Here is a 15,723-nt window from a genome sequence, read left to right as displayed (position 1 = left end):
GCTTTCATATTTTTGTTTCTAAAAGCTTATGGCGTAAAATTTGTTCTATTTAGACTATCTTTCGTAGCCTAATTCAATAAGCTCTACAACTTTACAACAGATTGAACCGGTATTCATGGAATTTTTGCTGCCTCTTGTTTCGGTTTTTTTATTTTTTGTTCTTTTTTTTCTTATCACAAGGCGTAAGGGTGTTTACACCAACGCTCGCCTTTCCTTTATATTCTCCCTGATTGCAAACGGTGTTGTTGTTTTTGTATGTAACGAGTCTCTATCATTTTTTAACGCACTCAATCACACTTCGGCTTTGCTGTTTTGGCTTGTAGAAGTTATGATGCTGGGAAGTGTTTTGAGTTACTTGAATACGAAAGAAAAGATTTCATTTTCTGATTTAAATAGCCTGAAAAGCGTATTTCTGTTCAAAGGATTAAGTAGGACAAATAGGATAATCTCGGTAATTGGACTTTTATTTTTTGTATTACCACTTTTATTTCTTGCCGTTTATCCGCCTCCGAATAATTTTGATGCGCACAGTTATCATTTGAACCGTATTCTTTTTTGGATAACAAATGGTAATCTGGACCATTTTCCGACCCAGCATATACAACAACTTTATTTAAATGTTTTTGCAGAATATCTGGTACTTGACAGCGTGTTGCTTTCCGGGTCAGATGCTTATGCTGGTCTGATTCAGTATGGGGCGTTTTTAGGATCGCTTTGCGGAATCAGCTTATTGGCCAAAAAAGTGGGGATGAAAGCTGATGGGCAGTTGCTTGCCGCCGCTTTTTTATTGACTTTGCCAATAGGAATTTTTGAAAGCACAAGTGCTCAGGTTGATTATGTAGCTTGTTTCTTCTTCATTATGTTTGTATTTTTTGGTTTTGATCTGCTAGAAAATAAATCTTCGCTCACGCTTTTAGCATTTCTCTTATCACTCGCTTTCGGAGGATTTTCTAAGTATACTGTGTTTATTTTCGGTATTCCTTTTACACTTTATTTTGCAATTCGTATCCTTGGAAAATATGGGTTTTCCTATGCGCTAAAAGTTCTGGTTTTGGCAATCGTACTCATGGGTCTAACATTTGGCCCATTCTTTTACAGGAATTACGAGTTGTTTGGCAACGTCATGAGTCCGCCGACAGATTCACGATTTTTCTCAGAAAAAATACCAGTTGATAAACATTCTGTTGCATTTGCAGTTTCTGGTATCGTCAAAAATGTTGGATTGCACCTTGGACTTCCCAGCAATGGTTACAATCAGTTTATGAACAATAAGATCGTGGATTTTCATGATCTTATCGGCGTTGATGTCAATGACACAGCCTTGCGGTTGGATCCGTTTTCCGTGCGCTATTCTGTTCATGAAGATATGGTTCCGAATACCATTCATCTTTTCTTGATGGCACTTGCTTGTGTACCCTTATTTTTTATAAAAAATCAATGGAAAATCAAATGGGTTTGGATCTGTGCAATAATTGGATTTATCTTATTTTGTGTGATGATGAAATTTCAGCTTTGGAGCACAAGAACACATATGCCATTTTTCGCAATGGGTGGAGTTTTAGTCGCTTACATTTATAGTGAAGTTTTCAAACTCAAAGTTGCCTATCTGGTTCTTCCATTAATGCTGATTTCGTCGGTTTTTGTCTACGGTAATCCCAATAAACCACTTATACCCATGGGGTATTTTACTAAAAAAGTGCTTGGGCATATTCCTGTTGCCATTTGTGCAACCGACAGTTTGCAGGAATTAGCGTATCAAAAGGAATTAGGAGATGATTATGTATTTCCCGGCAAGAATCGCTGCCATCCGATAAAGACCTGGCCGGGGTATCGTAAAAGGAAGGAGATTTTTGAAGATCTGGAAAAACTGGGTTATTATGACGATGATAAATCAGCGACCATTTTTTCGACAAGCAGAGAGAAAATGTATTTTCTGAGTCATCTGGACAACTATTATAATGTCGAGCCTTTGCTGGATCATATTAACGGAGACAATAAAAATGTAGGTGTTTTATTTAGAAAGGAACTTGGATTTTATCATTATTGGAGCGCACTTTCCACACGGAAGCAAAGCCCTGGGAGAATGGAATATATTTACTTCAAAAAAGAATTTATGGTGTTGGAAAACGCCCGGAAGGATTTTTGTTACGACTACATTCTTGGCGACGATCCTGAATTGTTAAAGGATTTTGTTCCTGATGAAAACATTGAGGCGATGTATAAATCCCGTTTGTTTTATCTCATAAAGCTTAAAAAAACGAGCTGCGACAGGAAGTTGTTTTAAGATTATTTCTAAAATAAATCCACGCTTAAACCCAGTAAAACGAGAACTACCAGCCAACCTGCAATTTGTAATAAAACAGGATGTTTATAAGTGCCCATAATTCTGGATTTTCGGCTGGCGATTAGTAAAATTGTGAGTGCGATCGGCAATACAAATCCATTTAAAGTACCTACAAAAATCAAAACTTTGACAGGTTTTCCTACCAGAAGAAAGACGAACGTTGAGAGCAAAATAAAGAAAATCGTCAGATAGGTTTGGTTTTTTTCGAGGAATGGATGAAAGGATTTTAAAAAAGAAATGGAGGTATATGCTGCACCGACTACGGAGGTAATTGCCGCTGCCCATATCATCATTCCAAACATCTGACGTCCCGACTGCCCGGCTGCATTTTCGAAAATGGAAGCAGTTGGATTTTCAGGATTTATCTTTGCACCGCCCAGTATTATTCCCAACGTTGCAAGAAAGAGAAAATATCGGATGACAGCAGTTACTACAATTCCTGTTGCCGCGCCTCTATTCACTTGCGATAATGCAGCTTCTCCTCTAAAACCGGAATCCAAAAGTCTGTGCGCTCCTGCGAAGGAAATGTAACCTCCGACGGTTCCTCCAACCAGCGTCAAGGTTGATATAGCGTTAAACTTTTGAGGGATAAAAGTATGGTGAATCGCTTCGGCAAAGGGCGGATGCGAAGTGAAAGCAATATACAGAATGAGCACGATCATCACTAAACCAAGAATTTTGGTAAATGTGTCCATTGCTTTTCCCGCATCTTTAAGAAGAAAAATACCAACAGCCAGCAATGCACTAATTACAGCCCCTGTTTTAACCGGAATGCCTGTCATCGCCTCAACGCCCAGACCTGCACCAGCAACATTTCCAATATTAAAAGCCAACCCGCCAACGACAATTAACAGTGCGAGAAGATATCCTAAGCCTGGAAAAAGATCGTTGGCGAGATCCTGGGCATGTTTTCCGGACACAGTTACAATCTGCCAGATATTAAATTGTACGAACAAATCAATAACAACTGAAATCAGTATTATAAAACCAAAACTTGTAGCCAGCTGTTCTGTGAATACGGTTGTTTGTGTAAGAAATCCCGGCCCGACCGCCGAAGTCGCCATTAAAAATGCTGCACCTAAAAGGGCTTTGGAAGATTTTGAATCTGACATAGGTTTCGGTTTGGACACAGCGTTTCGCAGAGGTATTAAGAGTTTACTTATCTTTTTACTATTGGTTATTCAGATTTTCCATATCCGCCACCACCAGGCGTTTCAATGGTCAGTATGTCGCCTTTTTGTACTTGAATGCTGCATATGCCGGGAAGTTGCGTTAAAACGTGATTACTTGTTAAAGTGTGTTTTCCAGGTTTTCCGTCTTTTCCTCCGTTCAAACCATAAGGGGCGTATTTCCGATGCTGCCCCAGAACTGTTACCTGCAAGTTTTCACGAAATTCAATTTTTCTTACAATCCCGTCACCGCCGTCAAATTGACCATCCCCACCAGAATTTTTACGTATACCAAATTCAAGCAATCTTACAGGATATTTTCTTTCAAGTTGTTCAGGATCAGTAATTCTGGTGTTGGTCATGTGCTGGTGCACCGCCGACCTTCCCTTAAAACCTGGCCCTGCACCAACGCCGCCGCCAATGGTTTCGTAGTATCCAAAATTCTCGTTTCCAAAAAGGAAATTATTCATGGTGCCCTGGCTACATGCCGCCAGACCAAAAGCTTTCAGCAAAGTATCTACCAGCCGCTGACTTACCTCAGTATTCCCACCGACAACAGCCGGACATTTAAACGGATCATCGTAAAAATCAGGATGTAGGAAGCTATTATCCGGCAGAATGATTTGGACATTTTTCATCAATCCGTCATTCAGCGGAATTTCCTTATTGACGAGTAATCGCAAAACATATAAAATGGCACTGTACAGAATTGAGATATTAGCGTTCAGATTATTGGGATGGACAGGAGAGGTTCCGGTAAAATCGAACACCTGTTTTTCAGAATCTAGCGAAATTTTTACCTGAATCTGATGATCGTCATCCAGGAATTCGGTAGCCGCGAATGTCTGTCCTTCGATAGGTTTTAATGCATCTTGCAACTGCTGAATAGCACTGGATTTCAGCAGATTCATGTATTTTTTTACGGTTTCGATTCCATGAGAATCAGCCAGCTTCAAAAGTTGTTCACTTCCCTTTTTTAATGCTGATAGGGCCGCGGTAATATCCGCTTCATTGGATAGGAAATTACGCGTAGGATATTCACATTTGGTAAATAATTTATGAATAACATCCCACTGAAAAACGCCTGCCCTGACCAGATATTGAGGAAGTATGACAACGCCTTCTTCGGCCAGGCAAGTGGCATCAGGAGGCATCGATCCGGGTGTTTTTCCACCAATTTCTGCATGATGTGCCCGATTGATCACATAGCCCAAACATTCGTTTTTGTCAGTAAAAATGGCTGAAATCAATGTGATATCCGGTAAATGTGAACCTCCGTATTTTGGTTGATTGGTAATGATAACATCGCCTGGGCCAATAGAGATTGCATCTCTGACAAGTCTTCCGCATATACCCATGCTGCCCAAATGTACGGGTATGTGCTGGGCATTAACCAACAATTCGCCGTCCGCATCCAGAAGAGCACAGGAGAAATCAAGGCGCTCTTTCACATTGACTGAAAATGCAGTCCGCTGTAATTGGACACCCATTTCTTCTGCAATAGCTTTAAAACGATTGGTGAAAAGCTGTAAGGAAATTTCGTCGCTATAATCCTGTGATTGCGTAATATTTGTTTCAGTTTTAAACGCAATCGCATCTCTATTTTCCTGAATAACAAGCGTCCAGCCTAATGGAATAAAAGCGGTGGAAGTATTATTGAGTAAAATAGAAGGTCCCTTAATTTCATCGCCGGAATTTAAAATATCCCATTCATACAGCGCCGTGATTTCTGTATTGACAGTATCATCAGATTTGTTTAATGGTTCAACCTGCCGTAAAGCTCCAACTGTTTTTCCATTTTTTAAAATGGATTTTGGAGTAATCACATCAGCTTTTTCCTGGACTTTCAGCTTCAGACTTTCAAGTTCTACAATTGCATTTTCCGGATAATAACCGAACTGATCGGTATATGTTTTTTTGAAATTTTCCAGTGTCTGGCCTTCTTTAAAAGGTATCTCAATTGTATTTTCCTGTCCGGAGAAACGTAAAAATGTTGTGAAAAAAGCAATATCATATTCGTTGATATTTTGCTTCGACAATTCATTTTCAGCGTTAATTAATAATTCCTTTTTCCAGCCTGAGATCTGACTTTTTGCCTTTTCCCAGGGAAGCATTATTTGTTTGGAAACAAGAGCGCTGATCAATGCCTGCCCGATTCCAACTGCGCTGAAAAGTCCTGCATCGTAAGGAATAATCACATTTTCAATTTCCAATAAATCTGCAAGCTGGCAGCTGTGCAATCCACCGGCTCCTCCAAATGTTATCAAGGCATATTCGGCAGGATTTATTCCCTTTGCTACTGAAATTTTTCTGATCGCATCGGCCATTTTTTCGTTCGCAATTTTTTCCAGCCCGACAAGGATTTCTAATTCTGAAAGCAGGTTATTGGTATTTTCGAAAATTGAAGTTTGAAGGTTTTTCAGCGCTGATAGTGCTGCTTCCGGGCGAATCGGAATTCCGAATTTTGCCGGATCCAGTTTTCCCAGCAAGAGGTTTACGTCTGTAATCGTAAGTGACCCGCCAGCTCCATAACATGCCGGGCCTGGTGATGCGCCTGCGCTTTCAGGGCCGACTTGTAAAGTAAACCCGTCAAACCAACAAACGGAACCGCCGCCGGCTGCAACGGTTTCAATAGCGAGAGTAGGATTGTGAAACTCGATTCCGTCAATTTCAGTAATATATTTTAACTCAGGCTGTCCGTCGATTCTTGCGACGTCGGTGCTTGTTCCTCCCATATCGAAGGTGAGCACCTTTTGGAAACCCAGAAGTTTTGCAATATTGGTTGCCGCGACCATGCCGCCGGCCGGCCCACTTAATAAGCTGTCTTTTGCTTTGAAGCCATTGAGTTCGGACAAGCTTCCGGTACTTGTCATGACTTTCAGACTGCCATCGGGTAAGGAATTCTTGATATTGTTGAGATAAACATCTAAAACAGGATCAAGATAGGCATTGACGACAGCCGTTTGTGTACGTCGCAAATAATGTGAAAATGGAAAAAGCTGTGAAGACGCTGAAACATATTTTGCTCCATTTTGTCTGAACGCGGTGGTTAAGGCTGTTTCATGCTGATCGTTCTTATATGAATGAAGCAAAGAAATCGCTATCGATTCAAAATGTATGCCTGGAAAAAGTGTAAAGTCATGACTATCCAGTTCTTTGATCACGTGGCCGTCGGCAGCCACCCGTTCATTTAACTCAATCACATCTGAGTAAAGCAGATCAGGTTCCGGAATGTTCAGTTGAAATAACGACGGACGTTGCTGTGTTCCAATATAAAGTAAATCCTTAAAACCTTTTGTGACGACCAGAAGTGTTTTTGCGCCTTTTCGTTCCAACAAAGCATTCGTTCCTTTGGTGGTACCCAAGCGCATTTCCAAAGATGGAAGTGGGTTTTTTAGCGGCGTTTTGGTTAACAATCTTGCTGCGAGAACAGGTGCTTCCTCGCCGCTAAACAATTCAAAATCCGTGTTGGCAATATCTGAAAGCTCAGTATCTAATGTCAAAATATTTTTGTCGAAATCAACGCCGGTCAAAAATGCCGATTCGTTCGTGTCGTTAATATGGAAGGTGTAAGCCGCCAGCAACTCGCTCTCATATTTCCACGGCGACGAAAACTCGTATGTAAAAGCAGTGACTTTTTTTACAATTCTCCCTCTCAATCGTGCAGAGCTCAGCACTTTAATTCTTGTCGTTTTTCCATCTGGATCAACCGCGAGACAGTCTGTGAAAGTACCGCCAGTGTCAATGCTGATTTTCCAGATTGGTGTGTTTGAAGTATTCAAAATAGTCTTTTTAGCGCAGTAATGGATTCAGTTACCAAATTACACCGGATTTTGAATAAAACCGATCTTGAAAAGTGTATATGACCGAAAAAGCTTAGGTTGTATTTAAATTCTTTGTCGTAATAATTAAAATCACACACTACTTATTCAATTAATTATGAAAAGAAATGATACGCTTTGGAAAGGTATACTGGAAAATATATTCGGAGATTTTCTGTTGTTTTTCTTCAATAATGCTGACGAAGTATTTGATATTAAAAAAGGCTTTCAGTTTCTCGACAAAGAGCTGGAACAGCTATTCCCGACAGAAGAAATTCTATCGCCAAAGTTTGTCGATAAGCTGGTTAAGGTTTTCACAAAATCAGGAAAAGAAGAATGGATTCTTGTACATATTGAAGTTCAGGGTTACCATGACAAGGATTTCGGAGAGAGAATGTTTGCATACTTTTATCGGATACTTGACAGATATGGTAAACGTTTGACAAGCATTGCGATTTTTACTGATGCGCAGAAAAGCTTTAAACCGAAAAGATATTCATATGAATATCTGCGTACGAAACTTAGTTTTGAGTTTAATACCTACAAAGTAATTGAGCAAAATGAAGAAATGCTCCTTGAAAGTAATAACCCATTTGCAATAGTAATTCTGACAGTTTTACTATCAATCAGGAAAAGACAATATAATAACGACGAAAAGCTTTTTCACCAAAAGTATTTACTGGCGAAATTGCTGCTAAGCAAAAAGATTTCAAGAACTAAAATTGGATATTTATTGATTTTCCTTCAAAACTACGTGACTTTTGCAGATCTAAAATTTAATGCTAAATTTGATAAGGTAATTGAAGAATTAACAGAAAAACGCACAGCTATGGGAATCAGGGAATTAGTGCTTGACTTGAAGGAAAAAGAAGGGATTGTTAAGGGCAAAGAAGAAGTTGTCCGTAACCTGTTATTGGCAAAAAGGTTTACAATTTCTGAAATCGCCAACTTCGCTAGTGTAACTGAATCTTTTGTTCTAAATGTGCAGCAAAAGCTATCATAAATTTTACTTAATGTAAGAAAAAATTTGAAGGCTCCCCGTGGAGTCTTTTTGTTTTTAATGATTATCTTACAATTGTATTTTTCTTGCTTGCCCATATCAAATTTAATATCATCCTTCACCTAAATTATGAAAAGAAACGCTCTTTTTTACAAGCTTTTCATCACGCTCCTGTTATTAAATTCTTTGGCAGTTTTTGGACAAATGCCAGATCCTGTCAGGTTCGTGGTTACTATGAACAATCCCGGTAACCATACATTTCATGTAACGATGGAATGTTCTGTGGGATCTCAGGAAACATCTACGTTGAAAATACCTGCCTGGTCGCCGGGATATTATCAGATCATGGATTTTGCCGACGCAGTCACCAACTTCTCAGTAAAGGACGGAGATGGAAAAAATCTTGAATTCAGGAAGAAGGATAAAAATGGCTGGCATATAGAGAAAGGAAAAACCAGAACGTTGAAGGTGGAATATGATGTTATTACTTCACGGGAATTCGTTGGAACCAGTTTTCTGGATCAAGAGCATGGTTATATTATTCCCGCAAGTGTTTGCCTTTATCTGGAAAATGAAATAAAAAGACCGGCAGAAATTACAATTACGCCGTTTGCAGACTGGAAAAATGTTGCGACAGGACTTGATTCAATTGCTGGAAAGGCGTTTACATACACAGCACCTGACTTTGATATACTTTATGACAGCCCGATTTTAATCGGGAATCTGGAAGAACTGCCGGCCTTTGAGATAAAAGGGATCCCGCACCGTTTTATTGGTTTCAAAATGGGTGATTTTGACAAAGCGCAATTTATGCAGGACCTGAAAAAGATGATCGAACAAGCATCCGGTTTGATTGGCGACATTCCTTATAAACGCTATACATTTCTGGCAATTGGCCCTGGAAGAGGCGGAATTGAACATTTGAATTCTACGGCTGTAAGTTTCAACGGAGCAGATTTAGGTACGCAGGCGGGTAAAGTCAGATTGCTTAGCTTTTTAACACATGAATATTTTCACCATTATAATGTTAAAAGAATCCGCCCGGTCGAACTTGGGCCATTTAATTATGACCGCGGAAGCAAAACAAATTTGCTGTGGGTTTCGGAAGGTTTGACGGTTTATTATGAATATCCAATTTTGAACAGAGCGGGGTTGATGTCGGAAAAGGAAACCCTGGACGCATTTAAATCTTTAATATTGCAATTGGAAACGCAGCCAGGAAGATTGTATCAGTCTCTGGCACAGGCGAGTGCAGAAACCTGGTCTGACGGGCCGAGTGGTCGTGTCAATGATGAATTCAATAAGACGATTTCCTATTACATCAAAGGTCCAATCGTCGGTTTGCTGTTGGATTTCAAAATTCGTCATGAAACCAAAAACAAAAAATCGCTGGATGATGTGATGCGTACGCTGTATCAGGAATATTACCAAAAACAAAAACGTGGATTCACGGAAATGGAATTCCGGAAAGTGTGTGAGCAAGTTGCCGGCGCTTCAATGGATGAAATTTTCCACTACGTATATACAACCAAGGAACTAGATTATGTGAAGTATTTCAATTATGCCGGACTCAACATTGACGTTGCTCGAAAACAGCTTCCTGGCGGATATTCAGGAATAAAAACAAAACTGATAAATGACAGCCTCGTAGTAATAAGTGTTGACTGGGATTCGCCGGCCTGGAAAGTGGGCGTTCGAAGAGGAAATGTAATTCAGGAGATTGATTCAACACCAGCGACTGAGAAAAATGTTGAGTATCTGTTTGCCAATAGAAAATCAGGTGAAAAAACTCATTTGAGCCTCATTAAAAATGATACTAAAATAGCAATTTCGGTTGTACTTGGTACAAAATCTGAACGGTCATTTGATATTACTCCGATGCCAAATCCGGACAAGCTCCAATTTGCAATTTTGAAAAGCTGGGTGAAGTAACTGGAATGTTAGTTAGTTCATGTTAAAGGTACAAGTAGCGGCGCGAACTATGTCACCCTTTCAGGGTTTTAATTAACTTTTTCACGACACTTTCTATAATAATATCATCCTTTCAGGATTGTAATAAATCCAGCATAATATTTGCCAGACTGATTATTGATTAGGAAAAGGATAGAGCGTTTCAGCATTTTCTATAATAATATCATCCTTTCAGGATTTTTATAACCTAAATTGGGTATTCGAAAGACTTACCTTTGAGAATAAAGGATAAGCCTCTTTTCCTCACCTTTACCATTAAAAATGGCGACTATTTCCTAGCGTGAGCATGAAATAGTCGCCGTTTCAGCATTAACAATTAACCATTAATTAACTCCTGTCCTCGTATCCCACCACATTTGTTTTCCCCACAAGTTGTCTTTTACGTCAGCAACAGAAGCTGCACTGTTTGCTCCATTGAGAGTCGTTTCTTCTGCCGGGTATGGGTAGCGGAAAGGCGGACGTGTATGTCCGGGGAATGGAGATCCACTCGCGGCCGGAAGCAAAGGAACATCGGTTCTTCGTGATTCAGCCCAAGCTTCGTGGCCGTCTTTAAATAATGCAAGCCATTTTTGAGTATATAATTTGGTTGTCGTTCCATCCCATTTCACACCGGTTCCGCTCAGATATTTTGTGATGACGGCTGCATCTGTAATTCCATTTTCCTGTAAAGAAGCCGTAACAGCACTTTCATAAAGTTTTTCAGCCGTTTGTCCGCCGACGTTCCAGCCTTTCAAGGCTGCTTCCGACATAATGAAAAGAACTTCTGAATAACGCATGAATGGAGAAAAACCAGCGGCGTTTTCACGGAATCTGACACCTATCCTTGAAAAGCGAGAAATTGTAGGAGAGCTGATCGGGCCGATTTCAACACCTCGGTAAACATTATCATCAGGTGCTGGTTTCGCATAAACTGGTAAACGCGGATCGTTCAAAGTTGTCAAAGTATTGATCAAAGGAGCGCTTGGTCCATGGTCGTCACGTGAGCGGAAATCGTTGTTCCATGGCTCAATGTATGGATTTGTACCAACCCAGTTAAAAAATGCGTTATCCGTATTGCTGGTGAAAACAGGATATTGGGTCGGGTTTGCAGCAATTTCTTCAATGATCGATTTCGAAAGAGCCGGGTTAATTCCTGAAATCCGGATCGCCACACGCAGGCGCAATGAATTACAGAATTTCTGCCAGTTCGCTACTTTTCCTTTGTATAACAAATCTCCTTCACCAAGCGGATCTGTTCCGCCAGCCGCGAAAAGATCTGCCGCTGTTTTTAGTTGTGCAATTAGTAAAGGATAAATATCTTCCTGCTTGTCATACTTTGGTGTGATAAAACCCTGATCACCTTTAATCGCTTCGGTGTAAGGCATATCTCTCCAGCGATCCGTTGCGATCTGCCCGATATAGGCCTGAATTGTCATCCCTGTCGCTTTCATATTGGTAGCTTGCGTTTTATCCGCCTGGTCAATCACCGCCTGCGCATTTTTCAGATCGCGGTATACCTTTTTCCAAAGATCGCTGATCGTTCCGCTGCGGTACATGTAACGCGCTTCGTCAACATACTGGATTTTTCCAAGGTGGCCGCTGTATGTTTCCGGTTCGTTCATATTTCCCCAGGCATCAAAATAATTTGCTGCGAAGTCTTCAATCACATAAGCCAGCACGTTGGTTATCGGTGCTTCAACGGGACTGTTTGGGTTTGTATTGATTTCTTCAAACTCGTTGGTGCAGGACTGGGCAGAGAAACCCAAAAGTCCGATGCACAGTATATAGGATGATAGTTTTTTCATATCGAAATTAGAATTTAACATTAAGTTTTACACCGATGCTTCTGTTGGAAGGAATCTGATATTGTTCAATACCAAGCCCGTCGTTGCCAACACCAAAACCTGTTTCCGGATCGATGTGTGCCACGTTGCTTTTGTGCGTGTAAAGCAATGCAACATTGTGAGCAAAAACAGACAATCCCGCGCCTTTCAACCAGGTAGCTTTGTTTGTAAGAGAGGCGGGAAGCGTATAACCAAGTTCGATCTGACGTAGTTTTACAAAACTTCCGTCTATAATTGCAGTTTCTTTACCACCCCATAAGCTTTGGAAATAATCTCTCGCTCCGACACGGATATTGTTTGCTTCGCCGTTTTCAAGCATTACTTTTTCGTCTTTCAAAACATCTTGTCCGACGATCAAACCGTTTTCACGAATTCCTCCCGCAACAGTTGGTTCCAAAACACCGGATTGAAGTCCAAACCACTGCGTTACGCTGAACACATCACCACCTTTACGCATATCCAGAAGGAAACTCATTCTCACATTTTTGTAAGAAAAACTGTTGGTGATACCGCCGACCCAGTCAGGCATCACGTTTCCTACTACTTTTGGAGACGAAGTATATTTTGGCAAACCATCACTTCCGATAATAATTGCATTCGTTGCTTCATCACGCAAGAATGCATTTCCGCGCATCACTCCATACGCTTGTCCGGGTATTGCATCAACAGTTAGGCTCCATGCAGAGGTGATCGTGTAGGCTTCGAGTTTTTGTTTCGTAACCGGATCTTCATATAACTTGTTAACCTTACTGCTATTTTTTGCCCAGTTCACGTTCATATCCCAGTTAAAACCTTCCGGTTTGCGGATGATTCCCAGGTTTAACTGTAACTCAACTCCTTTGTTCTGGATCTCACCAGCGTTCAATTGTAGTTTTTCAAATCCTGTCGAATTAGAAATGTTAACCTGCATGATCTGGTTGGTCGTCACTTTATCATAATAAGTCGCATCCAGACCTAAGCGACCGTTCAGGAATTGCAATTCCGTACCAATTTCGGTACTGTTCGCTTTTTCAGGTTTGAGGTTTAGCGGGGGCAATGTACTTGAAATGCTGTAAAGTGTTGTTCCGTTAAATCCCGCAGCGTTTGCGATGTATGGTGCTTGCAGTAAATAAGGCGATCCGCCATTTCCAACACTCGCCCAGCTCGCTCTCAACTTACCGAATCGTAGAATATTTGGGTTAATATCCAGCATGTTTGTGAATACCCAGCTCGCACTGGCAGAAGGATAGAAGTAAGACCAGTTGTCGCTCGGCAGCGTCGAGTTCCAGTCGTTACGTGCCGTAAGGTCCAGGTAAAGGGATTCTTTATAACCGAAAGAAGCCTGACCGAAAATACTGTTTGATCGCAACATTGTCGTGTTCATACTTGTAACCGGAGAACCTTTTGTATTGCTGATTGTGAATAAGTTAGGTACTGTAAGCTGATCTGCTCCCAAAGAACTATTGATCTGCTGATTATTTCTATAATTGGCACCCGCGGTATAGTTCAAAGAAAAATCTTTACCGATATTTCCGCCACCTGTCAGGATCAGGTCCGCGTTAAATTCACTGAGGCTATACTGCCACTCTTTGAATTTACCGCCACCCCAGGTTTTGTCTGCCATACTGGTCAGCGTTGAATTCGATTTGTTATAAGTAATCTCGTTACGACGCTCGCTCGACCAGTCTTGTCCAACTCTCACCATCGCTGTCAGCCAGTCATGGAATTTGTAAGTCGCGCTTACATTTCCGTACATTCTGTCTTTTTTGCGGCCGTGGGTGCTGTTATAAACATTGAAGTAAGGATTGTCGTGGAAGTTATTGTTCCAGTTATAAGGCATTCCGTTGGCAAATGTTTTCTCATAATTTGCTTTAAGATCATTCATGTCAACCTGACGGCCAAACCATCCCCCGATCGATTGCATCGGGTTATTACTGTTATATCCCTGACCTACCAGATTATCATTTTCTGTACGAACATAATTGATCAAAGCGTTGGTCTTCAATCGTTTTGTCAGCTGCTGCGTTGTATTTAACTGAATCGTGTAACGTTTCTGATCTGTATTAGGAATTGTTCCAACTTGTTTCTGGTTACTGAAAGCCAGACGCGTATCTCCGTTTTCAGTGCTGTTTGTTACGGCAAGGGAATTGTCGATGGTATAACCTGTTCTGAAAAAATCTTTCACGTTATCAGGATGTGAAATCCAGGGTGTTGCTGTACGATCTCCATTTGCATCAAGAGGGCTGTTGTACTGTCGGATATTCAATCCTGCATCCAGGCGAGGTCCCCAGCTTTCGTCAACACCGTCATTTACGCCATTTCCAAGTCCGTCTTTGTATGAAAAACCAACCTGCTGTGCCCAATCCTGATAAGTAGCGGGAGATAAAGATTCATCTGCGCCAATGTCACCCAGTGTGATCGCACCGGATTGATATTGTTTCCACATATATTCTTCACCATATTTTCCCTGTCCATACTGATTCTGATATTTTGGAAGGATATATGGTTTCTCTGTTGAAAAACCTCCGGAATAGGAAACTGACATTTTGTTACCTGATCCTTTTCCGTTTTTTGTTGTGATCAGGATAACGCCATTTGCGGCCTGGTAACCATATAAAGCTGCGGCATTCGCGCCTTTCAGCACTGACATCGAGGCGATATTGTTTGGATCAATTTCTGAAATGGCACTACCATAATCTACGGATCCGCCGGACCCTAGATTTGTTGAAAAATTGCTGACAGGAACACCATCGACAACAAATAATGGCTGGTTATTACCAAAAGAGTTATTACCTCTTAACACTATACGCGACCCGGAACCTACGGCTCCACTTGCCGAAGTAATCTGCACACCGGCCACTTTTCCGGAGAGTGAGTTCAATACATTCTGCTCATTACTTTGAACAAGATCGTTTCCTTTTACTTCCTGGATCGAGTATCCAAGCGATTTTTTTTGCCTTGTCATACCCAGCGCAGTAACAACAACTTCATTGAGCTGCTTTAAATCCGACACCAGAATAATATCAAGATTTTTACGGCCATTCACCTGAATTTCCTGTGAAATAAAACCGATGAAGCTGACAACCAACGTACCGTTTTCGGGAACAATAAGTTTGTATTTCCCATCTGCGTCGGTGGTTGTTCCATTATTAGAACTTCCTTTAACCAATACGGAGGCACCTGGAAGTGGACTGCCGTCGTCTTTGGAGGTAATGATACCCGATATTTCGATATCAGCTGTTTTTGAAAATTGTTTGACCGGTGCTGCCCTGACGAAATCCATCGGAACGCAGAAAAGCGCTATGAATGCTGCCACGCATAAACGCTTTGATAAAATAAAAAAGTTAGGTCGTTTCATACTTGTAGATAGGTTGTAACAAATTAGGTCCTTGGGCAACAGCAATTCTTCCGGAGAAATATTTCACCGGCATTGGCATTTCCAGAAAATGGAAGATGTCAGGGAGTCGAAACCGTGATTAGTTCACTAAATAAATGACAACAGTAGCTCGTATTGTTCATGCACATCGTGTTAGGTAAATGACTGTAAGTAATGAGTGTAAAATTACCTGCTACGTTTTGCAAATTATTCGTGTTAATTGCCGGATAGTTTACCGAT

General features: G+C 40.9%; 7 protein-coding genes. 3 read left to right on the top strand and 4 right to left on the bottom strand.

Annotated elements, in window-relative coordinates; genetic code table 11:
• Positions 1–115: 115 nt before the first annotated feature.
• A complete protein-coding gene (locus tag AC1XUO_RS14870) occupies positions 116–2,284 on the top strand; it encodes a hypothetical protein (protein ID WP_483330580.1) in 2,169 nt (722 codons plus the stop codon).
• An 8-nt stretch (positions 2,285–2,292) separates the two neighbouring features.
• Here the strand turns inward: AC1XUO_RS14870 and AC1XUO_RS14865 are convergent, their stop codons facing one another.
• Entirely contained in the window at positions 2,293–3,456 is a 1,164-nt protein-coding gene (locus AC1XUO_RS14865) for an NRAMP family divalent metal transporter (RefSeq protein WP_483330579.1), read from the bottom strand.
• A 65-nt stretch (positions 3,457–3,521) separates the two neighbouring features.
• Complete coding sequence (locus AC1XUO_RS14860; protein WP_483330578.1) at positions 3,522–7,295, bottom strand: hydantoinase B/oxoprolinase family protein; 3,774 nt, start codon at positions 7,293–7,295, stop codon at positions 3,522–3,524.
• A 157-nt stretch (positions 7,296–7,452) separates the two neighbouring features.
• On the opposite strand from AC1XUO_RS14860, the gene AC1XUO_RS14855 reads away from it, so the two are divergent.
• Both AC1XUO_RS14855 and AC1XUO_RS14850 read left to right on the top strand, forming a co-directional pair.
• Positions 7,453–8,337 (top strand): nuclease/transposase family protein, encoded by an 885-nt coding sequence (locus AC1XUO_RS14855; RefSeq protein ID WP_483330577.1) that lies wholly within the window; start codon positions 7,453–7,455, stop codon positions 8,335–8,337.
• Between the two features lie 126 nt (positions 8,338–8,463).
• Positions 8,464–10,266, top strand: a complete 1,803-nt coding sequence (locus AC1XUO_RS14850) for a M61 family metallopeptidase (protein WP_483330576.1) — start codon at positions 8,464–8,466, stop codon at positions 10,264–10,266.
• Positions 10,267–10,628: 362 nt separating this feature from the next.
• Here AC1XUO_RS14850 and AC1XUO_RS14845 read toward each other — a convergent pair whose 3' ends face one another.
• Together AC1XUO_RS14845 and AC1XUO_RS14840 are read right to left on the bottom strand one after the other, a co-directional pair.
• On the bottom strand, positions 10,629–12,089 hold the full coding sequence (locus AC1XUO_RS14845) for a SusD/RagB family nutrient-binding outer membrane lipoprotein (RefSeq protein ID WP_483330575.1): 1,461 nt from the start codon (positions 12,087–12,089) through the stop codon (positions 10,629–10,631).
• Positions 12,090–12,096: 7 nt separating this feature from the next.
• Positions 12,097–15,423, bottom strand: coding sequence for a SusC/RagA family TonB-linked outer membrane protein (locus AC1XUO_RS14840; protein WP_483330574.1), 3,327 nt, complete (start codon positions 15,421–15,423; stop codon positions 12,097–12,099).
• Between the last annotated feature and the right edge of the window lie 300 nt (positions 15,424–15,723).

The organism is Dyadobacter sp. HNCC25DJ186 (assembly GCF_056895235.1).
The sequence above is the reverse complement of the archived record's forward strand: the minus strand, read 5'-3'. Positions and strand labels throughout refer to the sequence as shown.